This window comes from Pseudomonas mandelii (assembly GCF_006438925.1).
GTDB classification, from domain to species: Bacteria; Pseudomonadota; Gammaproteobacteria; order Pseudomonadales; family Pseudomonadaceae; genus Aquipseudomonas; species Aquipseudomonas mandelii_C.
In genome coordinates this window covers 293,968-316,992 of the sequence record NZ_RCZA01000002.1, presented here as the reverse complement: position 1 = coordinate 316,992, position 23,025 = coordinate 293,968, and the positions used below count along the sequence as shown (strand labels likewise).

The window sequence follows — 23,025 nt, the reverse complement described above, 5'->3', positions numbered from 1 at the left end:
GAAGCCCGAGTGAATTCGAGAAAAAGATCAAAAGATCGCAGCCTGCGGCAGCTCCTACGGGGAAATGCGGTGTTCTTGAACGTGGGGGCAGGCGAACCCGCCCCCACACAGTTTTAAGCGTAGCTTTCGATCGACGGGCAGGCGCAGATCAGGTTGCGGTCGCCAAACACGTTGTCGACCCGACCGACCGGTGGCCAGTACTTGCCTTCGATCAGCGACGCTACCGGATAAACCGCTTGCTCACGGCTGTACGGATGCGTCCACTCGCCGACGATTTCCGCCGCGGTGTGCGGGGCGTTTTTCAGCGGGTTGTCGTCCTTGTCCAGGGTGCCGTTTTCCACCGCGCGGATTTCTTCGCGGATGCGGATCATGGCGTCGCAGAAGCGGTCCAGTTCTTCCCTGGATTCGCTTTCGGTCGGCTCGATCATCAGCGTGCCGGCGACCGGGAACGACATGGTCGGGGCGTGGAAACCGAAGTCGATCAGGCGCTTGGCGACGTCATCGACGCTGATGCCGCTGCTGTCTTTCAACGGGCGCAGATCGAGGATGCATTCGTGCGCCACCAGGCCGTTGCTGCCGGTGTAGAGCACCGGGTAGTGCTCTTCGAGGCGACGGGAAATGTAGTTGGCATTGAGGATCGCCAGTTGCGACGCACGCTTCAGACCGGCGCCACCCATCATCCGAATGTACATCCAGGTGATCGGCAAAATGCTCGCGCTGCCGAACGGTGCCGCGCAGACCGCGCCTTCTTTGCGCTCCATGGTCCCGTGACCCGGGAGGAAAGGCGTCAGGTGCGATTTGACGCCAATCGGGCCAACGCCCGGGCCGCCACCGCCGTGGGGAATGCAGAAGGTTTTGTGCAGGTTCAGGTGCGACACGTCGCCGCCGAACTTGCCCGGCGCGCAGAGGCCGACCATCGCGTTCATGTTGGCGCCGTCGATGTACACCTGGCCGCCATTGTCGTGAATGATGCCGCAGATTTCGCGGATGCCTTCTTCGAACACGCCGTGGGTCGACGGGTAGGTGATCATCAACGCCGCGAGGTGTTCGCGGTGCTCGATGGCCTTGGCGCGCAGGTCTTCGATGTCGACGTTGCCGCGGGCATCGCAGGCGGTCACCACCACGCGCATGCCGGCCATGTTGGCGGTGGCCGGGTTGGTGCCGTGGGCCGAGGACGGGATCAGGCAGATGTCGCGACGGTCTTCGCCACGGCTCTGGTGATAAGCGCGGATCGCCAGCAGACCGGCGTATTCACCTTGCGAACCGGCGTTCGGTTGCAGCGAGATCGCGTCGTACCCGGTGGCGGCACAGAGCATCGCTTCCAGCTCGTCGGTCAGCTGCTGGTAGCCGGCGCTTTGCGCGGCCGGGGCGAACGGGTGCAGGGCGCCGAATTCGGCCCAGGTCACCGGGATCATTTCGCTGGCGGCGTTGAGTTTCATGGTGCAGGAACCCAGCGGGATCATGGTGCGATCCAGGGCCAGGTCCTTGTCGGCGAGCTTGCGCAGGTAGCGCATCAGCTCGGTTTCCGAGTGATAACGGTTGAACACCGGGTGGCTGAGGATTGGCGACTGGCGTACCAGGGCGGCCGGGATCGCGCTGACCACCGAGGCGGCGAGGGCGGCGAAGTCCGGCAGGGGCTTGCCGTCGGCCAGCAGGGCCCACAGGGTTTCCACGTCGGCTTGCGACGTGGTTTCGTCGAGGGACAGGCCCAGACGCTCAGCATCGACCACGCGCAGATTGATCTGTTTTGTACGTGCTTTTTCGTGCAACGCGGCAGTGTTGGCGCCGGTGTTCAGGGTCAGGGTGTCGAAGAAGTTTTCCTGCTCGACGCTCAGGCCCAGTGCGCTCAAGCCTTGGGCCAGAATCGCCGTCAGGTGATGCACGCGGTTGGCGATCTGCGTCAGGCCTTTTGGCCCGTGGTACACGGCGTACATGCTGGCGATGTTGGCCAGCAAGACTTGCGCGGTGCAGATGTTGCTGGTGGCCTTCTCGCGACGGATGTGTTGCTCGCGGGTCTGCATCGCCAGGCGCAGGGCCGGCTTGCCGAAACGGTCCACGGAGACGCCGACCAGACGGCCCGGCATGTCGCGCTTGAACGCATCCTTCGTCGAAAAGTACGCCGCGTGTGGGCCACCGAAGCCCAGCGGCACGCCGAAGCGTTGCGCGCTGCCGATGGCCACGTCGGCGCCGAATTCACCCGGCGGGGTGAGCACGGTCAGGGCCAGCAGGTCGGCGGCGACCGCGACCAAGGCGTTGGCGGCGTGGAAGCGTTCGGTCAGTTCGCGGTAGTCGAATACATCACCGTTGCTCGCCGGGTATTGCAGCAGGGCGCCGAAGAACGGCGTCACGTCGCTCAGCTCACGCTCGTCGCCGACCACCACGTCGATGCCCAACGGCTCGGCACGGGTGCGCAGCACGTCGAGGGTTTGCGGGTGGCAATGCACGGAGGCGAAGAACGCGTGGCTGCCCTTGTTCTTGCTCAGGCGTTTGCAGAAGGTCATGGCTTCGGCGGCGGCGGTGGCTTCATCGAGCAAAGAGGCGTTGGCGATCGGCAGGCCGGTGAGGTCGCTGATCAGGGTCTGGAAATTCAGCAGCGCTTCGAGACGGCCCTGGGAAATCTCCGGTTGGTACGGGGTGTAGGCGGTGTACCAGGCCGGGTTTTCCAGCAGGTTGCGCAGGATCGGCGACGGCGTGTGCGTGCCGTAGTAGCCCTGGCCGATGTAGGTCTTGAACAGCTGGTTTTTGCCGGCGATGGATTTGATCAAGGCCAGGGCGTCGGCTTCACTCAGGCCGTCTTCGAGACCGAGGACGCTGGTGCCCTTGATGCTGTCGGGGATGACGCTGGCGCTCAGGGCTTCCAGGGAGTCGAAGCCGAGGCTGTTGAGCATGGCTTGCTCGTCGCCAGCGCGCGGGCCAATGTGGCGGGCGATGAATTCGTTGGCAGTGGTCAGGCTTACTTGAGTCATGTCAGTGCTCCTCAGGCTTCGGCGTTGGCTTTGATCAGACGGTCGTAAGCGTCTTGATCCAGCAGTTTGGCGACAGCCGATGCATCGGTTGGCTGGAAGCGGAAGAACCAGCCTTCGCCCAGCGGATCTTCGTTGACCAGTTCAGGGCTGCTGTCCAGCGCCGGGTTTACTTCCAGCACTTCACCGTCCAGCGGCATGTACACGCCGCTGGCAGCTTTTACCGATTCCACGGTGGCGGCTTCAGCGCCTTTGTCGTAGGACTGCAGCTCAGGCAGTTGTACGAAAACCACGTCGCCCAAGGCGTTCTGTGCGAAAGCGGTGATGCCGACTGTGACGCTGCCGTCAGCTTCGGTGCGCAGCCATTCGTGATCTTCAGTAAAACGCAACTCGCTCATGGAAACTCCTAAGGGGGCCAGACTCGTCTGGTGGACGCGATTGAATACTCGGCAATGCCGTACTTTATGGATGGTTACTAAGCAAAAACGCGGCCAATGTTTTTTTATTGTTATAAATCAATAAGTTATATGTTTGTTCGACGTGCGGCGATGTGCTGTCTGTAGCGAAATCGCTACAGACCAAGGCGGAGAAAAAAGCCTAAGTGGATCAAAGCCTTGCACAGCGGTGATCAGGAGAGGGTGTAGCGATATCGTTCCGCTGTAGCGCTTTCAGTACAGATGGAGGTCGCTTTTAAACAGATTTTCAGGCTGGACACAAAACTAATGTGGGAGCGAGCCTGCTCGCGAAAGCGGTGTATCAATCGCCATCAACGCTAGCTGACAGGACGCCTTCGCGAGCAGGCTCGCTCCCACAGTGATTTTGTGTTGGTAATGAGCTTGTATTGTCAGGCTTACGGCTTATTGGGAATGCCGTACTTGCGTAACCGATGGGCGATGGCGGTGTGGGAGGTTTGCAGGCGGCTGGCCAGTTGGCGGGTCGAGGGGTAGCTGACGTAGAGCTTTTCCAGCAGGGTTTTTTCGAACTCTTCCATGGCCTGTTCGAGGCTGTCGACGTCGCTGTCGCTCTCGCGCGCCACCGAGGTGCCCGCGATATCGAGGTCGCCAATGTCGACCAGGCTGCTTTCGCAAATGGCGGCGGCGCGGAAGATCACGTTCTGCAATTGCCGCACGTTGCCCGGCCAGCGATTGCCCAGCAGCGCCGGATAGGTGCCGGGCGCCAGGCGACAGACCGGGCGCTGGATCTGCGCGCAGGCCTGCTGCATGAAGTAGCGGGCCAGCAGCAGGATGTCCTGGCCGCGTTCGCGCAGGGGCGGGACTTCGACGTTCAGGACGTTGAGGCGATAGAAGAGGTCTTCGCGGAACGAACCTTCACTGACCATTTTTTCCAGGTCGCGGTGCGTGGCGCTGAGGATCCGCACATTGACCTTCACCTCACGATCCCCGCCCACCCGGCGGAAGCTGCCGTCGTTCAAGAAGCGCAGCAATTTCGCCTGCAGGTACGGCGACATCTCGCCGATCTCATCGAGAAACACCGTGCCCTGGTTGGCCAGTTCCATCAGCCCCGGTTTGCCGCCTCGTTGCGCGCCGGTGAAGGCGCCGGGGGCGTAGCCGAACAGTTCGCTTTCGGCGAGGTTCTCCGGCAATGCCGCGCAGTTCAACGCCAAAAATGGCGAACTGTGCCGGGCGCTGATGGCGTGGCAGGCACGCGCCACCAGTTCTTTGCCGGTGCCGGTTTCGCCCTGGATCAGCAACGGCGCATCAAGGGTCGCAACGCGCTGGGCGCGAGCCTTGAGGGTGCGAATCGCCGGAGACTCGCCGAGCAGCGCATCGAAACCTTCGGCATGGTCGTGGTGCAGCGCCGACAGGCGTTCGCCGATGCGGTTGGGTTGATACAGGGTCAGCAGGGCGCCGGCGTCGGTTATCGGTGTGGCATCCAGCAGCAACGTCTGGCCGTTGACGGTGACTTCCCGGAGCGGCAGGCGGAAGCCGTTTTCCAGCAGGGCTTCGAGCAATGCCGGGTCGGCAAACAGGTCGGCGATGCTTTCGCCGTCAGGCTCGCGACCGTACAACGCAATCAGTGCCGGGTTGGCCAGCAGCACCTTGCCGGCACTGTCTAACGCCAAAACCGGGTCAGTCATGGCCGCGAGCAACGCGTCAAGCTGCAGGTGCCGACGCTGACCGGGAAGAATGTCGACCACCGTCACCGCTTGCACGCCGCGCACGCTGAACAACGCATCGCGCAGTTCTTCGAGGACTTCCGGGCTCAGGGTCGGGGCGTCGATGTAGACGTTGGGCGGAACCATTTCCACCGCATCCAGATTGAGATTGCGCCCACCGAGCAGGGCCAGGACTTCCTGGGTAATGCCGACGCGGTCGATGAAGCTGACGTGGATACGCATGGGGCGTTGTTGGGTTCTGGAGTGCGGAGGGTGGCAAGTATGCCTTGGTGGAGGGCTGGGGTGAAATCTTGAGATTTATGGAGGATTCAAAAACCACCCCTCACCCCAGCCCTCTCCCCAGTGGGGAGAGGGGGAAAGGGGGCAGATATTTGTCGCTTTCAAAGCCTGAGTTCAATTTGGACTTTCAGGTCGATGTACATCGAAAGAGCAACGCGGTCAGTCCCCTCGCCCCTTGGGGCGGTCCGACGTTTCGGGAGGGTCAGGGTGAGGGGGTGGCCTTCAGATTCGATCCAGATGCTCAGGTTTTATCGGATCACCGGATTTGACGTGGAGCTGCGCCCGCACATCTTCAAACATGGCGTCGTACTCCTTGTGTATCGAGCCGATACTGGCCTCTTTGGGCATCCCGTACTTCTGCGCGATGCGCGTGGCATGCCGGGCGAAGTCGAAGGCCTGATCTTTGGGCAGGAAGAATTCTTCCTTTAACTCCTTGTCCCCAACCGTGCCATGCATCTTGAAGAGCATGCCTTCACCTTCCTTGGGGTCCTGACTGACGGCATATTCGATGTGCAGGTTGTAACTGTAATCGTCCTTGTTCAGCGCATGGCGCTCGATGTGCAGGTGACCGGGCTCGAACGTTGCCATTGGTGTCTCTCCTTCAAAAAGGCATTGAATCAGGGCAGACCTCAAGCCTGCCCTTGGAGTTTCTTTTATTGATAGCTCATCCGGGTGTCGCCGTGTCCGAGAGTGGACCGATCGACGCGACTTTTCCAGTCTGTCGGGCGAACTGGGTCCATCCTTGGTCTGGGTGAACTCATCGGTAATCGGAGGCGTTATGAAGGTGCTGCTGGAGTATCCACCGCCCTATGACTGGCCGGCGATGCTGGGTTTTTTGTCGGCACGGGCAATTGTGGGGATCGAGGCGGTGGTCGATGGTGTTTACTCGCGCAGCATCGGGTTGAACGGTGTTCATGGCACGTTTTCGATCAAGCCTGCGGCGGCGAATGCGCTTGAATTGACCCTGGATTTTCCTGATTCAGCGGCCGTGCCGGAGATCATCACGCGGCTGCGGCGGATGTTTGATCTGGATGCGGAGCTGGCAACGATTCATCGGCAGCTGGCGGTTGATCCCTTGATGGCGCGGTTGATTGCCGAGCGTCCGGGGCTGCGGGTGCCGGGGGCGTGGGATGGCCTGGAGTTGGCGATTCGTGCGGTGTTGGGGCAGCAGATTAGCGTGGGCGCGGCGATTAAGCTGGCGGGGAAACTGGTGGCGCAGTATGGCGAGCCGTTGGCTTCGTCGTTGCCCGGCGTGACCCATGTGTTTCCTCAGGCCGCCACTTTGGCGTTAGTGGACTTGGCGACGTTGGGGATGCCGAAAAGCCGTGGTCGAACCCTGTCGGGTGTGGCTCAGGCGTTGCTCGATGATCCTTTACTGTTTGAGCCGGATCGGGAAGGCGGCGTTGCCCGGCTACTGGCGTTGCACGGGATTGGTGACTGGACGGCGCAATACATCGCCTTGCGGCAGTTGCGCGATCCGGATGCGTTTCCGAGCGGAGATGTGGGGTTGATCAATGCGCTGGCGGCGCTTGAAGGTGAGGCGGTGACGGCTCGGGGGTTGTTGCAACGAGCTGAAGTCTGGAGACCTTATCGAGGCTATGCGGCGCAGGTGCTTTGGACTTCTTTGAATCGGGGGGATTGAGGGGGATGTTATCGGCTTGAAATCGACCCCTCACCCCAGCCCTCCCGAAACGTCGGACCGCCCCACAGGGGAGAGGGGAAAGGGAGCCGATCTCGGTTGCTTTCAAACCTGAGTTCGACGATTTCTCAGGTCGATGTACCTCCAAGTACACCTCGATCAGTCCCCTCTATCGCCTGGGGCGGTCCGACGTTTCGGGAGGGTTAAGGTGAGGGGTGGATCCACTGCGCACGATGCGACCCCAATTCAGAAGCCGGAATCGTCCACTGCAACGGCGTCCCCGTAATCTTCAGCGGCACATGAAGTCGATGCGCCGGTCCCCAAGGCGTCTGCTCAACCAACAGCCCTTGATCGTTGTCATCCTCCGCCCGCAACGGCTCATCTGTTCCCGCACCATTTTCAATCAACAACTTCGCCGTACGCGCCAACGACAACCGTGCCGATCCACTGCGCCCCAACAATCGAATCGCACTGGCCGCCATCAAATACCCGGTGGCGTGATCGAGCGCTTGCAAGGGCAATGGCGTCGGCTTGTTTGCACGTTTCCACTGCATGCCGGCGTCGGCGATCCCGCTGCTCATTTGTACCAGGCTGTCGAAGCCGCGGCGGTTCTGCCACGGGCCGCTCCAACCGTAGGCATTGAGGCTGACGTCGATCAGGCCGGGCGCCAGTTTCTGGCGTTCGGCGACACCGTAACCCAGGCGTTCCAGTGCGTCAGCACGGTAGCCGTGGAGCAGAATGTCAGCGTCCTTGAGCAGGCTTTCGAACACCGCGCGGTCAGTCTTGTCGTGCAGGTCCAGGCGTGCGCAGCGTTTGCCCAAGGTGACTTCCGGCACCACGCCCGGTTCGTTCCAGGTCGGTGGGTCGATCCGCAAAACGTCGGCGCCGAGGCCTGCCAGAAAACGGCTGGCGATCGGTCCGGCGAGCACTCGGGTCAAATCCAGCACCTTGATCCCGGCCAGCGGTTGCGCCACCGAGCCTTGCCACGGTTTCGCGTTCTGGCGGCTGTTGTCAGCCAACTGAATCAGCGGCTCGGCGTTCACGGCCTGACCTTGGGGATGCGCCTGCCATTGCGCCCAGCTACGCATCTCGGCGGCGCAGCCACCGGCATCGACCACGGCCTGCTCCAGATCACGTTTGGCCCATTGAGCAACCTTGCTCGCCATCGCTGTACGGTCGGCACAGGCGCCGAGCACTTTTTCGGCAGCGGCGCGGTGATGGGGTGCGTTGGTGTGCAGGCGAATCCAGCCATCCTTTGTGGCGTAGTCACCGGCGACCGGATCCCACAGCGGCGGGACGCTCCAGCCTATCGGGCGGATCGACGTGGCGAACCAGAAAGAGGCCAGGCGGCGGTCGACCTCAAGGCTTGGCAAGCGACCGGTTTGTTGCTGCAGCCATTCGCTGACAGCCTGGCCGGCAGCGGCAATGCTGGCGCACGCCAGGTCGGTGACGGCAAACGCCGAGGGCAAGGCGCCGCTCGAGGTGAACTTGACCTGGGTGTGAGGCAAGCCGAGTGCGGCTTGAATGGACGTGAGTAAATCAGTCATCGAAGGCCCTCCGGAAGAGAGGGGCAGCATAGATCAAAAGATCAAAAGATCGCAGCCTGCGGCAGCTCCAGGGATCGGTGTAGGAGCTGCCGCAGGCTGCGATCTTTTAAGGGTTACACCCGAAACTGATCCATCAATTTCATCTGATGCGAGCTCAACGAGTTGAGGTGGCTGCTGATCTGCGCCGATTCGGTGGCTTGGCCGGTCAGGGTTTCGGTGACCGTGCGGATCGCCGAGACGTTGCGGTTGACCTCTTCGGCCACCGCGCTTTGCTGTTCGGCGGCGCTGGCGATTTGCAGGTTCATGTCGCTGATGACCGTCACTGCGTCGCTGATTTTGCTCAAGGCCTGGACGGCTTGCTGGATCTGCCCGGCGTTGCTGTGAGCCTGGGTCTGGCTCGAATGCATCGTGGCCACCACACCGCGAGTACCGGACTGGATGCGCTCGATGACAATGCGGATTTCTTCCACCGAATCTTGCGTACGTTTGGCCAGGTTGCGCACTTCATCGGCGACCACCGCAAACCCGCGACCGCTCTCGCCGGCACGCGCAGCTTCAATCGCCGCGTTGAGCGCCAGCAGGTTGGTTTGTTCGGCGATGCTGCGGATCACTTCCAGCACCGAACCGATCTGCTCGCTGTTAACTGCCAAGGCTTCGACTTCGGTCACCGCCTTACTGACTTCGTCGGCCAGTTGATTGATGTCGCGGGTGCTGCGTTCGATGATCTGCATGCCGTCGCGGGCCGACTGGTCGGCACCCTTGGCTGCGTTAGCCGCGTTCGAGGCACTGTTGGCGACGTCGTGGGCGGTGGCGCTCATTTCGTTGGACGCGGTGGCGACCTGGTCGATTTCGCGGAACTGCACTTGCATGCCTTCGCTGGTCTGGCGGGCGATTTCCGAAGACTGGTCGGCGGTGCCGCGCGCATCGGTGATGCTTTGTTTGATCTGCGCGATGGTCGGTTGCAGCTTGTCGAGGAAGCGGTTGAACCAGCTCACCAGTTCGCCCAGTTCGTCTTTCTTGCTGTAGTGCAGACGCTGCGTCAGGTCGCCGTCACCGCTGGCAATCGCCTTGAGCATCTCGGCCACGCTATTGATCGGCCGGGTCACGCCGGACGCCGTGAGCCAGATCAGCAACAGTCCGACCAGGCCGGCAATCACTGCCACCAAAACGGCTTTGATCGTGCCGCTTTGCTGGGCGTCATCGACTAAGGCTTGCAACTTGACCGAGTCGGCCAGCAACACGTGTTTCGGCAGGTCGATCACCACGCCCCAGGCTTTGGACTCGGCAATCGGACTGACCGGGTACACCGCGCGGATCAGGTCGCCCTGTTCGAGAATCTTCGGCGTGCCAGCGCTGAGCAATTGCAGAACGTCCTTGCCGTCTGCGCCCAGGGTGTCGCCGATGCTTTTGCCGACCTTGCTCGCGTCCACGCTGTAGCCCGCGAGTACGCCACTACCGGAGACGATCAACATGTGCCCGGCGCTGTTGAACAGATCACGTTGGGAGTCGACAGCCGCCGCTTGCAGGGCGTCGAGGGCGATGTCCACACCGACCACGCCGATGGATTTGCCATCCACCAGCAGCGGTACGGAAATGGTGGTCATCAGCATTTCCTTGCCGGCGACGGTGTCGGCATACGGGTCGAGCAGGCAGGTGCGCTTGCTATCGCGAGGGCAGGTGTACCAGCTGTTATAGGGTGTGCCGCTGAGGCTCAAGGTGGTTTTGGTCATGTCGTCTTCGACCATGATCGTGTTGATCCCGACACCGCCGGCACGGCTCCAGTAGCTGGCGAAACGACCGGCTTCGTTGGATTGGCGAGCGGCATCGTTGGCGAACTCGCTGTCCTTGCCGTCGAGGCCATTGGGCTCGAATGCCAGCCAGATGCCGAGCACTTTGCTGTTGCGCTCGAAGGCGGTTTTCAGGCTCTGGTTCAACTCTTCACGCAGGGCACCGGCATCAAGGGAGCGCGTGCTCGCCATGGTGCGCATGTCCTTGATCTGGTCGGCCAGGGCAGTCACCACCAGCAGGCTTTCGCCGAAGGTCTTCTGCACCCGCACTGCTTGCTCGGCGGCCTTGGCCTGGAGCAGGTTCTGAACGCTGGCGGTGAGCATCTTGCTGCTGGAGGCACTGACCAGTTCATCGTTCTGATCGGTCTGGTAGATGTTCATCCCGACGATCAACGCGACCACGCCAAGCAGGCACAGACCGGAGAGCAGGACGATTTTCAGGCGGATGGAGAGAGAGTCGAACATGGGACGAGCTCGCGAATGGATGAGGTGTTGGCTGTGAGTCGGGATCGACCCAATTCGCCAAGTCCATTCAGCGCCATTTAATGCACATCGGCGTGAGCGGAGGTTGCATGAACGCAAAGCCGACGAACGGTAACAGGTGAACGTTTGCGCAGGAAAATGCCCTGAAAAGGGCAGAAATTCAGGAAATTGTCGGCACTGATTCCGCCCGTGCGGCAGGGGGAGGCAGGAGGCTCGATCGACAAGTCCTCCTGCGGGAGCAAGCGCCCACAGGAGGGCGCATTGAGTCAGGCAAGCAACAGAGTGAAGCTTTAGGCGCGGCCCAGCAGATAGGTCGCGTAATCGGGGATCCGATGTTCGTGCGCCTGCTCCATCATCGGGCTGCTGAGCAGGTAGTCGGCGCTGCATTCATTGCAGGCGACGGGAATGTTCCAGACCGCCGCGACGCGCAATAACGCCTTGATGTCCGGGTCGTGCGGCTGTGGTTCGAACGGGTCCCAGAAGAACACCAGCATGTCGACCCGCTGCTCGGCGATTCGCGCACCGAGTTGCTGATCGCCGCCCAACGGGCCGCTGATCATGCTCTCCACAGGCAAATCCAGGCGCTGTTGCAACAACAACCCGGTGGTGCCAGTGGCGACCAGTTCATGCTGTGCGAGCCTGTCTTTCTGCCGCTCCGCCCAGTCCAGCAAAAACACCTTGCAGTGGTCATGGGCGACCAAGGCAATACGCTTGCGCGCTGCCATGGTCTTTTGCGTAAAGCTGATACCGATCATCGGTGCTGCTCCGAGGCGTGATGCGTTGGCATAGGGCGCCACGCGAATACCTGTAGGAGCTGCCGCAGGCTGCGATCTTTTGATCTTGATCTTTTCGGGATCGCTGAAAATCAAGATCAAAAGATCGCAGCCTGCGGCAGCGCCTACTCGTAAGCTTCGCTTACTCTGCGTTGCACAGCGCCAGGCAGTTATCGAGCATGCGGTTGGAGAAGCCCCATTCGTTGTCGTACCAGGCCAGTACCTTGAGCAGCTTGCCGCTGGACTTGGTGTGGTTGGCGTCAAAGATCGACGACAGCGGGTTGTGGTTGAAGTCGCTGGAGACCAGCGGCAGGGTGTTGTAACCGAGAATCTTCGAGTGCTGGCTGGCTTCTTTGAGCAGCGCGTTCACTTCATCGGCCGACGCTTCGCGTTTGAGTTGCACGGTCAGGTCCACCAGCGACACGTTGATCACCGGCACGCGCACCGACATACCGGTCAGTTTGCCCGCCAGTTCCGGCAGCACCAGGCCGACCGCTTCAGCCGCGCCGGTTTTGCTCGGGATCATGTTCTGGGTGGCCGAACGCGCACGATACGGATCGACATGATAGACGTCGGTCAGGTGCTGATCGTTGGTGTAGGCGTGAATAGTGGTCATCAGACCGCTTTCGATACCCAGCTCGCGGTGCAACACCTGGGCCACCGGGGCCAGGCAGTTGGTGGTGCACGACGCATTGGAAATGATCTGGTGCGATTGGCGCAGAATGTCGTGGTTAACGCCATACACCACCGTGGCGTCGGCGCCTTTGGCCGGGGCCGAGATGATCACTTTGCGTGCGCCGGCCGTAATATGCGCGGCGGCTTTGTCGCGGTCGGTGAACAAACCGGTGCATTCGAATACAACGTCGATCTTCTCGGCAGCCCAAGGCAGTTCGGCCGGGTTGCGAATGGCGCTGACAGAAATACGGTCGCCGTTGACGGTCAGGCTTTCCAGATCGTGCTGGACATCGGCATCGAACGTGCCGTGAACAGTGTCGTACTTGAGCAGATGAGCGTTCATCGCGCTGTCGCCCAGGTCATTGATGGCAACGATCTGCAGATCCTGGCGATAACCTTGGGTATACAGTGCGCGTAGGACGTTACGGCCAATTCGGCCAAAACCATTGATTGCGATTCGAAGAGTCATTTAACAGGGCCGCCGTCGTTTTGTTGTTGGAATTACAAGATTATTCGCATAAAAATAGAAAACAAGCCTTTTTAATGGCAATATTTTGTTCAATCTACAACGAGTGACCTGAATCAACTGGTCCGACCGAACAAGAAAACCGTCTGTCATCCCATCGACAACGGCTCTTGCTCAGCATAGACAATCAGGTCGCCACATCCGTTAGCCTGGAGTTCTAAACATGCATCCCCGCGTCCTTGAGGTCACCGAACGGCTTATCGCCCGCAGCCGCGCCACGCGTGAGGCTTACCTTGCACTGATTCGTGGTGCTGCCAGCGACGGTCCAATGCGCGGCAAGCTGCAATGCGCCAACTTCGCCCACGGCGTGGCCGGTTGCGGCACCGACGACAAGAACAGTCTGCGGATGATGAACTCCGCAAATATTGCGATTGTTTCGTCATATAACGACATGCTCTCGGCGCACCAGCCGTACGAAGTCTTTCCTGAACAGATCAAAAAAGCCCTGCGTGAAATCGGCTCCGTCGGCCAGTTCGCCGGTGGCACCCCCGCCATGTGCGATGGCGTGACCCAGGGCGAACCGGGCATGGAACTGAGCCTGCCGAGCCGCGAAGTGATCGCGCTGTCTACTGCCGTGGCGCTGTCTCACAACATGTTCGACGGCGCGCTGATGCTCGGCATCTGCGACAAGATCGTGCCGGGCTTGATGATGGGCGCGCTGCGTTTCGGTCATTTGCCGACGATCTTCGTGCCGGGCGGGCCGATGGTCTCGGGCATTTCCAACAAGCAGAAAGCCGACGTGCGCCAGCGCTACGCCGAAGGCAAGGCCAGCCGCGAAGAGCTGCTGGAATCGGAAATGAAGTCCTACCACAGCCCGGGTACCTGCACCTTTTACGGCACCGCCAACACCAATCAGTTGCTGATGGAAGTCATGGGTCTGCACTTGCCGGGCGCCTCTTTCGTCAACCCGAACACCCCGTTGCGCGATGCCCTGACCCGCGAAGCAGCGCATCAAGTCACGCGTCTGACCAAACAGAGCGGCGACTTCATGCCGATCGGCGAAATCGTCGACGAACGTTCGTTGGTCAACTCCATCGTGGCCCTGCACGCCACCGGTGGCTCGACCAACCACACGCTGCACATGCCGGCGATCGCCATGGCGGCGGGCATTCAATTGACCTGGCAGGACATGGCCGACCTCTCCGAGGTGGTGCCGACCCTGAGCCACGTCTACCCGAACGGCAAAGCCGACATCAACCACTTCCAGGCGGCGGGCGGCATGTCGTTCCTGATCCGCGAACTGCTGGAAGCCGGGCTGCTGCACGAAAACGTCAACACCGTGCTGGGCCACGGCCTGAGCCGCTACACCATGGAACCGTTCCTCGAAAACGGCGAACTGGTCTGGCGCGAAGGCCCGATCGAAAGCCTCGACGAAACCATCCTGCGTCCGGTCGCTCGCGCATTTTCGCCAGAGGGCGGCTTGCGGGTGATGGAAGGCAACCTCGGCCGCGGTGTCATGAAAGTGTCCGCCGTCGCGTTGGAAAACCAGGTCGTCGAAGCACCGGCCATGGTGTTCCAGGATCAGCAGGATCTGGCCGATGCGTTCAAGGCCGGTTTGCTCGAGAAGGATTTCGTCGCGGTGATGCGCTTCCAGGGCCCGCGTTCCAATGGCATGCCGGAGCTGCACAAGATGACACCGTTCCTCGGTGTGCTGCAGGATCGCGGCTTCAAAGTGGCGCTGGTGACTGACGGGCGCATGTCCGGTGCGTCGGGGAAAATCCCGGCGGCGATTCACGTCAGCCCCGAAGCGTATGTGGGCGGCGCTTTGGCGCGGGTGCAAGAGGGCGATATCATCCGCGTCGATGGCGTCAAAGGCACCCTGGAGCTTAAGGTGGACGCCGAAGAATTCGCAGCGCGCGAACCTGCCAAGGGCCTGTTGGGCAACAACATCGGCAGCGGTCGCGAACTGTTTGGTTTCATGCGCATGGCCTTCAGCTCGGCGGAGCAGGGCGCCAGCGCCTTTACTTCTGCCCTGGAGACGCTTAATTGAAACTGGCTTTGGTCGGTGACATCGGTGGGACCAACGCACGTTTCGCGTTGTGGAAAAACCAGCAGCTGGAATCGGTCCAGGTGCTGGCAACGGCCGACCACGCCAGCCCGGAGGAGGCGATTGCTCTCTACCTGAGCGGGCTTGGCCTGGCGCCGGGTTCGATCGGTTCGGTGTGCCTGTCGGTGGCCGGCCCCGTCAGCGGCGATGAATTCAAGTTCACCAACAATCACTGGCGACTCAGCCGCAAGGCGTTCTGCAACACCTTGCAGGTGGATCAACTGTTGCTGGTCAACGACTTCTCGGCCATGGCGCTGGGCATGACCCGTTTGCAGCGGGGCGAGTTTCGGGTGGTTTGCGAAGGTACGCCGGAACCGTTGCGGCCGGCGGTGGTGATTGGTCCGGGGACTGGCCTCGGTGTTGGCACGTTGCTCGATTTGGGCGAAGGTCGTTTCGCCGCGTTGCCGGGGGAGGGCGGTCACGTCGATTTGCCGCTGAGCAGTCCGCGGGAAACTCAGTTGTGGCAGCACATCTTCAATGAGATCGGCCATGTCAGCGCTGAAACGGCCTTGAGCGGCAGCGGCTTGCCGCGGGTTTATCGGGCCATTTGTGCAGTGGACGGTCATGAGCCTGTGCTCGAAACGCCCGAAGCGATCACGGCTGCCGGGTTGGCGGGCGATCCGATTGCCCTGGAAGTGCTGGAGCAATTCTGCTGCTGGCTGGGGCGTGTGGCCGGCAACAACGTGCTGACCACCGGTGCGCGCGGCGGCGTGTACATCGTGGGCGGGGTGATTCCGCGGTTTGCCGATTTCTTCATCGAAAGCGGTTTCGCCCGGTGCTTCGCCGACAAGGGCTGCATGAGCGATTACTTCAAAGGCATCCCGGTGTGGCTGGTGACGGCGCCGTATTCCGGCTTGATGGGTGCGGGAGTGGCGCTGGAGCAAGCCAACCCAACTTGAAATGCAATCCTGTGGGAGCGAGCCTGCTCGCGAAAGCGGTGTATCAGTCAACGAATGTGTTGAATGTAAAACCGCTTTCGCGAGCAGGCTCGCTCCCACATTGGTTTTCCCACAGTTGGTTTTGTGGTGTTTGTAGATTCAGTGCTTAAGGCATAATCCGCCCAATTCAAACAACAAGGACGCCGCCCCGTGAGCTCAGTCAACAAGTCGATTTTGTTGGTCGATGACGATCAAGAGATACGCGAGTTGCTGGACACCTACCTGACCCGCGCCGGTTTCCAGGTTCGCACCACGCCCGACGGTGCAGGCTTTCGTCAGGCGATGAACGAGGCGCCGAGCGATCTGGTGATCCTCGATGTGATGCTTCCGGACGAAGACGGCTTCAGCCTCTGCCGCTGGATCCGTCAGCACCCGCGTCAGGCTCAGGTGCCGATCATCATGCTCACGGCCAGCTCCGACGAGGCCGATCGCGTCATCGGTCTGGAACTGGGCGCCGACGATTACCTCGGCAAACCCTTCAGCCCGCGTGAGTTGCAGGCGCGCATCAAAGCCTTGTTGCGCCGCGCGCAGTTCGGTCAGGAACGTTCCGGCAGTGAAGTGCTGGCCTTCGATGACTGGCGGCTGGACATGGTCAGCCACCGACTGTTCCACATCGACGGCGAAGAAGTGATTCTCTCCGGCGCCGATTTCGCGCTGCTGAAACTGTTCCTCGATCACCCCCAGGAAATTCTCGACCGCGACACCATCGGCAACGCTACCCGTGGTCGTGATTTGATGCCGCTGGATCGCATCGTCGACATGGCCGTCAGCCGTTTGCGCCAGCGCCTGCGCGACACCGAAAAACCACCGCGGCTGATCCGTACCGTGCGCGGCAGCGGCTACCAACTGGCCGCCAATGTGGTTGCCAGCAATGGCCACTGAGTTTTTCCGCAAGCTCGCTGCACGGATCCCCATGCCGCGCTCGTTGCTTGGACGGATGTTGCTGCTGACGCTGTTGGCGGTCCTGTTCGCCCAGACGCTGTCGAGCGTGATCTGGGTCTCGCAACTGCGCGCCACCCAACTTGAAGGCCTGGTCACCAGTGCTCGTAGCCTCGCTCATTCGATGACGGCCAGCGTCAGTTACTTCCGCTCTCTGCCGGTAGCGTTTCGGCCCTTGGTGCTCGACCAGTTGCGCAGCATGGGCGGCACCCGTTTTGTGGTGACGCTCAACGACAAACCCTTGGGCATGGAGGTGCTGCCGATCACCCCGCGCAAGGAAGCCGTGCTCAAAGCAGTGGATGAAGTATTGCGCCAGTCGCTAGGCCAGGACACGGATATCTCGGTGACGTTCGTCAGCCCCGAAGACCTGCGCATCTTCAACAGCGGTCTGAAACTCGATGAATTGCCGCGCTCCTGGGCGCATTACGCGTTGACCCTGGAGCCGGTGAATCCGCCGGTATTGGTCACGCAAATCCAGATGGCACCGGGCGAGTGGCTGTACATCGCCTCACTGTTGCCCGAGCCCTACACCAGTCTTGAAGAACAAGGCCTGCCGGCACAGCAAGTCTGGTTCATCGTGCTCACCAGCGGCTTCTTGTTGTTGTTCATTGGCGTGCTAGTGCACTGGCAGAGCCGGCCGCTCAAGCGCTTGGCGCGGGCTGCACGGGACATGTCCCTCGGCGCGGAAGTCGAGCCAGTGGCCGAGGGTGGTGGCAGTGAAGTGGTCGAAGTTGGCCGCGCCTTCAATGCGATGCGCGAACGCATCAGCCGTTACCTGACCGAGCGCAGCCAGTTGTTCAGCGCGATTTCCCATGACTTGCGCACGCCGATTACCCGCTTGCGATTGCGGGTTGAATTGCTTGAAGACGAAACGCTGCAAGCCAAGTTCGGCCGTGATCTGGATGAGCTGGAGCTGCTGGTCAAAGGCGCGTTGCAATGCGTGAAAGACACCGACATCCACGAAAACATCGAACCGGTGGACCTCAACCATGTGCTCGACTGTCTGGTGGAGCCGTATCTGGCGCCCAACGGTAATGGTCGCGTTACTCAGCAAGGGCGTGCGCTGGCGGCGTATCCGGGGAAGCCGCTGGCGCTCAAGCGTTGCATCGGCAACCTGATCGACAATGCCTTGAAGTATGGGCAGAAAGCGCATTTGCACATCGATGACGACCAGAGTGCGTTCATCCTGCATGTGGACGATGAAGGGCCAGGCGTGCCGGAACAGCGGATGGAGCAGGTATTCGAGCCGCACTTCCGCCTGGCCGGTCAGCAGCAGGGTTATGGGTTGGGGTTGGGGATTGCGCGAAATATTGCGCATAGCCATGGGGGGGAGGTCAGCCTGCAGAATTTGCGTGAGGGTGGGTTGAGGGTGACGTTGCATTTGCCGCGGTCGATTGATTAAGGTTTCGATATTTGCGTCTGGCTTGAAATCGACCCCCTCACCCTAACCCTCCCGAAACGTCGGACCGCCCCAAGGGGCGAGGGGACTGACCGAGTTGTTTAAAAGAAATTCGGCGACCTGAAATTCCGAGTCGAACTCAGGTTCTGAAAAGCGTGAAGATCTGCTCCCTTTCCCCCTCTCCCCCGTGGGGAGAGGGCTGGGGTGAGGGGTGGCTCTTTGTCACAACCCAGTGACAAAACCTGCCCCCTTCGTTACAAGCCCGCCACCGCCCGTTGTTTAGACTGCCCTCAGTCATAACAACAAAAAAGGCACCCCATGGACACCTTCCAACCCGCTTTCAGCAGTTGGCTGAACGCCCCCGCCCATCAGCACTGGCTCGCCGACGAAGGCCTGCGCCTGCTGGCCTTCGCCAAGGCTTCGAAGCTTCCCGAAGGCTTCGGCAATCTTGATGAAAAGGGCTGCCTCCCGGCCAACGCCCAAGCCGAAACCATGAACACCGCCCGCATGACCCACAGCTTCGCCATGGCCCACATTCAAGGCTTGCCGGGTTTCGCCGAGCTGGTGGATCACGGTGTCAAAGCCCTCAGCGGCCCATTGCGTGACGCCGAACACGGTGGCTGGTTCGCTGCCCCCGAACATCGCGACGGCAACACCGGCAAGGCGGCTTACCTGCACGCCTTCGTCGCGCTGGCCGCCAGTTCTGCGGTTGTCGCTCAGCGTCCCGGCGCGCAGGCCTTGCTCGACGATGCCATCCACATCATCGACACGCATTTCTGGAGCGAGGAGGAGGGCGCGATGCGCGAATCCTTCAACCGCGACTGGAGTGAAGAGGAAGCCTATCGCGGCGCCAACAGCAACATGCACGCCACCGAAGCGTTTCTCGCGTTGGCCGATGTCACCGACGACAACCGCTGGCTGGTCCGCGCCCAACGCATCGTTGAGCGAGTCATCCACGGTCACGCCGCCGCCAACGATTACCTGGTGGTCGAGCATTTCGACCGCGACTGGCAACCCTTGCGCGAATACAACCACGACAACCCGGCCGATGGTTTTCGCCCCTACGGCACCACACCGGGTCATGGTTTCGAATGGGCCCGGCTGATGCTGCATCTCGAAGCAGCGCGGGTTAAGGCCGGGATGCTGACGCCGGGCTGGCTCGTCAGCGACGCGCAAAAACTCTTCGATCACAACTGCCGTCACGGCTGGGATGTCGACGGGGCGCCGGGGATTGTCTACACCCTCGACTGGGACAATCGCGCGGTGGTCCGCCATCGCTTGCACTGGACTCATTGCGAAGCCGGCGCCGCCGCCAGCGCTCTGCTAAAACGCACGGGCGACGACCAGTACGAGCACTGGTACCGACTGTTCTGGGAATTCTGTGACAGTCATTTCATCGACCGATGTGATGGCAGCTGGCACCACGAGCTCGATCCGCAGAATCGCCCGAGCGCCGATATCTGGGCTGGTAAGCCTGATCTTTATCACGCCTGGCAAGCCGTATTGATCCCGCGATTGCCTCTGGCGCCCAGTATGGCGACTGCCTTGGCACAGTTATCCCAGAGCGCTCCTGTGTAACCATGTGGTGACATTCGAACGTCCCTTCGTTACCTGCCAAGGGATAACTCCTGTTTAAAATCCATGCAGCGCAAGCACCAGACTTGCATGCATAACAACAAGAAAGGTAATTCTAGATGAATGCGATTTCTCGCCTCGCTACTGTCATTTCTCTTGCCTCATTGCTCCCTCTCAGTGCATTCCCTCTCAGTACGCTTGCCGCCGATTCGAAAGGTTCGGTAGAAGTCGTTCACTGGTGGACCTCCGGTGGCGAAAAAGCGGCCGTCGATGTCCTCAAGGCCCAAGTTGAAAAAGACGGTTTCACCTGGAAGGACGGCGCAGTTGCCGGTGGTGGCGGTGCTACCGCCATGACCGTACTCAAAAGCCGCGCCGTGGCCGGTAACCCGCCGGGCGTAGCGCAGATCAAAGGTCCGGACATCCAGGAATGGGCGTCTACCGGTCTGCTCGACACCGACGTCTTGAAAGACGCTGCCAAATCAGAGAAGTGGGACAGCCTGCTCGACAAAAAAGTCTCCGATACCGTGAAGTACGAGGGTGACTACGTGGCCGTGCCGGTGAACATTCACCGCGTCAACTGGCTGTGGATCAACCCGGAAGTCTTCAAGAAAGCCGGCATCGAAAAAGCGCCAACCACCCTTCAGGAATTCTACGCGGCCGGTGACAAGCTCAAGGCTGCGGGCTTCATTGCGCTTGCCCACGGCGGCCAGCCTTGGCAGGACAGCACCGTGTTCGAAGCGGTGGTCCTTTCGGTCATGGGCGTCGACGGCTACAAGAAAGCCCTGGTGGATCTGGACAACGGTGCACTGACCGGTCCTGAAATGGTCAAGGCGCTGACCGAACTGAAGAAAGTCGCGACCTACATGGACGCCGACGGCAAAGGCCAGGACTGGAACCTGGAAGCGGCCAAGGTCATCAACGGCAAGGCCGGCATGCAGATCATGGGTGACTGGGCCAAGAGCGAGTGGACAGCGGCCAAGAAAGTCGCCGGCAAGGACTACGAGTGCGTAGCCTTCCCGGGCACCGACAAGGCCTTCACCTACAACATCGACTCCCTGGCCGTATTCAAGCAGAAAGACAAGGGCACTGCTGCCGCTCAGCAGGACATTGCCAAGGTCGTGCTGGGTGAGAACTTCCAGAAAGTCTTCAGCATCAACAAGGGCTCGATCCCGGTTCGAATCGACATGCTGAGCGACATGGGCAAGTACGGTTTCGACTCCTGCGCCCAGACCGCTGCCAAGGACTTCCTGGCGGACGCCAAGTCCGGCGGCCTGCAGCCGAGCATGGCGCACAACATGGCGACCACGCTGGCGGTACAAGGCGCGTTCTTTGATGTAGTGACCAACTTCATCAACGATCCGAAAGCCGATCCGGCTACTGCCGCCAAGCAACTGGGCACTGCCGTCAAAGCTGCCAAGTAATGCTTGGCCCCTGTAGGAGTGAGCCTGCTCGCGATAGCTGATTGTCAGACTCTGGATGTATCAACTGATACATCGCTATCGCGAGCAGGCTCACTCCTACAAGGAGTGCATTTCCAAAGTAATTTTTCCTCACGTACGGGATCTTCCCATGAGTTCTGTTGCTGTGTTCAGCAAGGCCTCGCCGTTCGATGCACTGCAGCGCTGGCTCCCCAAACTGGTGCTGGCGCCCAGCATGTTCATCGTCCTGGTCGGCTTCTATGGCTATATCCTGTGGACGTTCGTCCTGTCGTTCACCACGTCGACCTTCCTGCCGACTTACAAATGGGCGGGCCTGGCGCAATACGAGCGGCTGTTCGACAACGACCGTTGGTGGGTAGCGAGCAAGAACCTGGCGGTTTTCGGTGGCATGTTTATCGGCATCACGCTGGTGATCGGTGTGCTGCTGGCGGTGTTTCTAGACCAGCGCATTCGTCGCGAAGGTTTCATTCGCACCATTTACCTGTACCCGATGGCGCTCTCGATGATCGTCACCGGTACCGCCTGGAAGTGGCTGCTCAACCCGGGCATGGGCCTGGACAAATTGCTGCGTGACTGGGGCTGGGAAGGCTTTCGCCTGGACTGGCTGATCGACCCGGATCGCGTGGTGTATTGCCTGGTGATCGCTGCGGTATGGCAAGCCTCGGGCTTTATCATGGCGATGTTCCTCGCCGGTCTGCGTGGCGTTGATCAATCGATCATCCGTGCCGCCCAGATCGATGGCGCGAGCATGCCGCGGATCTACCTCAAAGTGGTGTTGCCGAGCCTGCGCCCGGTGTTCTTCAGTGCGGTGATGATCCTGGCCCACATCGCGATCAAGAGTTTCGACCTGGTGGCGGCAATGACCGCCGGTGGTCCGGGTTACTCCTCCGACCTGCCCGCCATGTTCATGTATTCCTTCACCTTCAGTCGCGGGCAGATGGGCATGGGCTCGGCCAGTGCGATTCTGATGCTCGGTGCGATTCTCGCAATCATCGTGCCTTACCTGTACTCCGAGCTGAGGACCAAGCGTCATGACTAGTTTCGCTGCCAAACCTTCCATCAGCCTGAGTCGCATTGCCATCTACGGCGTGCTGATCCTGGCCGTATTCCTTTACCTGATACCGCTGGTGGTCATGCTGTTGACCAGTTTCAAGACGCCGGAAGACATCAACACCGGCAACCTGCTGAGCTGGCCGACCGTGGTCAGCGGCATTGGCTGGGTCAAGGCCTGGGCCACAGTCGACGGGTATTTCTGGAATTCGATCAAGATCACCGTCCCGGCGGTAATGATCTCCACGGCCATCGGTGCGCTGAACGGCTATGTGTTGTCGATGTGGCGCTTCCGTGGGTCGCAGTTGTTCTTCGGCCTGCTGCTGTTCGGTTGCTTCCTGCCGTTCCAGACCGTCCTGCTGCCGGCCTCGTTCACCCTCGGCAAGATGGGCCTGGCCAGCACCACCACGGGCCTGGTGTTCGTACATGTGGTCTACGGCCTGGCGTTCACCACGCTGTTTTTCCGCAACTACTACGTCAGCGTTCCCGATGCGCTGGTGAAGGCGGCGCGGCTGGATGGCGCGGGTTTCTTCACCATCTTCCGCTTGATCATCCTGCCGATGTCCACTCCGATCATCATGGTCTGCCTGATCTGGCAGTTCACCCAGATCTGGAACGACTTCCTGTTCGGCGTGGTGTTCTCCAGCGGTGACTCGCAACCCATTACGGTGGCGTTGAACAACTTGGTCAACACCAGTACCGGGGCCAAGGAATACAACGTTGATATGGCGGCGGCGATGATCGCCGGGCTGCCGACCCTGCTGGTCTATGTGGTCGCAGGCAAGTATTTCGTGCGCGGGCTGACGGCCGGCGCAGTCAAGGGGTAATC

The 23,025-nt window shown here is 60.7% G+C and carries 16 protein-coding genes and 2 pseudogenes; 9 read left to right on the top strand and 9 right to left on the bottom strand.

Annotation, left to right across the window (positions count from 1 at the left end):
- Positions 1–113: 113 nt before the first annotated feature.
- From gcvP to EAH74_RS05325, 4 genes are all read right to left on the bottom strand, one after another.
- Positions 114–2,966, bottom strand: coding sequence for an aminomethyl-transferring glycine dehydrogenase (gene gcvP / locus EAH74_RS05340; RefSeq protein WP_140676785.1), 2,853 nt, complete (start codon positions 2,964–2,966; stop codon positions 114–116).
- 11 nt (positions 2,967–2,977) lie between these two features.
- Positions 2,978–3,361 carry a glycine cleavage system protein GcvH gene (gcvH, locus tag EAH74_RS05335; RefSeq protein ID WP_008027813.1) on the bottom strand — a complete coding sequence of 128 codons (384 nt, stop codon included), beginning with the start codon at positions 3,359–3,361 and terminating at the stop codon, positions 2,978–2,980.
- 452 nt (positions 3,362–3,813) lie between these two features.
- Positions 3,814–5,322 (bottom strand): sigma-54-dependent transcriptional regulator, encoded by a 1,509-nt coding sequence (locus EAH74_RS05330; RefSeq protein WP_140676782.1) that lies wholly within the window; start codon positions 5,320–5,322, stop codon positions 3,814–3,816.
- Positions 5,323–5,601: 279 nt separating this feature from the next.
- Positions 5,602–5,967, bottom strand: a complete 366-nt coding sequence (locus tag EAH74_RS05325) for a DUF5064 family protein (protein ID WP_123367217.1) — start codon at positions 5,965–5,967, stop codon at positions 5,602–5,604.
- A gap of 190 nt (positions 5,968–6,157) precedes the next feature.
- Between EAH74_RS05325 and EAH74_RS05320 the strand changes: the two genes are divergently transcribed.
- Positions 6,158–7,021 carry a DNA-3-methyladenine glycosylase family protein gene (locus EAH74_RS05320; RefSeq protein WP_140676780.1) on the top strand — a complete coding sequence of 288 codons (864 nt, stop codon included), beginning with the start codon at positions 6,158–6,160 and terminating at the stop codon, positions 7,019–7,021.
- A gap of 200 nt (positions 7,022–7,221) precedes the next feature.
- Here EAH74_RS05320 and EAH74_RS05315 read toward each other — a convergent pair whose 3' ends face one another.
- The 5 genes and pseudogenes from EAH74_RS05315 to gap form a co-directional block, all read right to left on the bottom strand.
- Positions 7,222–8,565 (bottom strand): CoA transferase, encoded by a 1,344-nt coding sequence (locus EAH74_RS05315; RefSeq protein WP_140676777.1) that lies wholly within the window; start codon positions 8,563–8,565, stop codon positions 7,222–7,224.
- Positions 8,566–8,678: 113 nt separating this feature from the next.
- Positions 8,679–9,206: pseudogene (locus EAH74_RS33755) on the bottom strand (methyl-accepting chemotaxis protein); the annotation flags it as partial.
- Between the two features lie 378 nt (positions 9,207–9,584).
- Positions 9,585–10,544: pseudogene (locus EAH74_RS33750) on the bottom strand (chemotaxis protein); the annotation flags it as partial.
- Positions 10,545–11,125: 581 nt separating this feature from the next.
- Positions 11,126–11,590 carry a methylglyoxal synthase gene (locus EAH74_RS05305; RefSeq protein ID WP_008155845.1) on the bottom strand — a complete coding sequence of 155 codons (465 nt, stop codon included), beginning with the start codon at positions 11,588–11,590 and terminating at the stop codon, positions 11,126–11,128.
- A 160-nt stretch (positions 11,591–11,750) separates the two neighbouring features.
- On the bottom strand, positions 11,751–12,752 hold the full coding sequence (gene gap, locus EAH74_RS05300; RefSeq protein ID WP_140676771.1) for a type I glyceraldehyde-3-phosphate dehydrogenase: 1,002 nt from the start codon (positions 12,750–12,752) through the stop codon (positions 11,751–11,753).
- Between the two features lie 220 nt (positions 12,753–12,972).
- On the opposite strand from gap, the gene edd reads away from it, so the two are divergent.
- From edd to EAH74_RS05260, 8 genes are all read left to right on the top strand, one after another.
- A complete protein-coding gene (gene edd / locus EAH74_RS05295) occupies positions 12,973–14,799 on the top strand; it encodes a phosphogluconate dehydratase (RefSeq protein ID WP_008155848.1) in 1,827 nt (608 codons plus the stop codon).
- The gene (locus EAH74_RS05290; protein ID WP_140676768.1) at positions 14,796–15,755 is read left to right on the top strand and encodes a glucokinase; all 960 of its coding nucleotides are present in this window, start codon (positions 14,796–14,798) and stop codon (positions 15,753–15,755) included. The genes edd and EAH74_RS05290 overlap by 4 nt, the downstream gene beginning before the upstream one ends.
- Positions 15,756–15,944: 189 nt before the next feature.
- The gene (locus tag EAH74_RS05285) at positions 15,945–16,676 is read left to right on the top strand and encodes a response regulator (RefSeq protein ID WP_008155851.1); all 732 of its coding nucleotides are present in this window, start codon (positions 15,945–15,947) and stop codon (positions 16,674–16,676) included.
- Positions 16,666–18,135 carry an ATP-binding protein gene (locus EAH74_RS05280; protein WP_140676765.1) on the top strand — a complete coding sequence of 490 codons (1,470 nt, stop codon included), beginning with the start codon at positions 16,666–16,668 and terminating at the stop codon, positions 18,133–18,135. The genes EAH74_RS05285 and EAH74_RS05280 overlap by 11 nt, the downstream gene beginning before the upstream one ends.
- Positions 18,136–18,450: 315 nt before the next feature.
- Positions 18,451–19,710: an AGE family epimerase/isomerase gene (locus EAH74_RS05275; protein WP_140676762.1), complete on the top strand. Its 1,260-nt coding sequence runs from the start codon at positions 18,451–18,453 to the stop codon at positions 19,708–19,710.
- 116 nt (positions 19,711–19,826) lie between these two features.
- Complete coding sequence (locus tag EAH74_RS05270) at positions 19,827–21,128, top strand: ABC transporter substrate-binding protein (protein WP_140676759.1); 1,302 nt, start codon at positions 19,827–19,829, stop codon at positions 21,126–21,128.
- 148 nt (positions 21,129–21,276) lie between these two features.
- Positions 21,277–22,185 carry a carbohydrate ABC transporter permease gene (locus EAH74_RS05265; RefSeq protein WP_046056150.1) on the top strand — a complete coding sequence of 303 codons (909 nt, stop codon included), beginning with the start codon at positions 21,277–21,279 and terminating at the stop codon, positions 22,183–22,185.
- Positions 22,178–23,023, top strand: a complete 846-nt coding sequence (locus EAH74_RS05260) for a carbohydrate ABC transporter permease (RefSeq protein WP_123367208.1) — start codon at positions 22,178–22,180, stop codon at positions 23,021–23,023. Before EAH74_RS05265 ends, EAH74_RS05260 begins: the two co-directional genes overlap by 8 nt.
- Positions 23,024–23,025 lie beyond the last annotated feature (2 nt).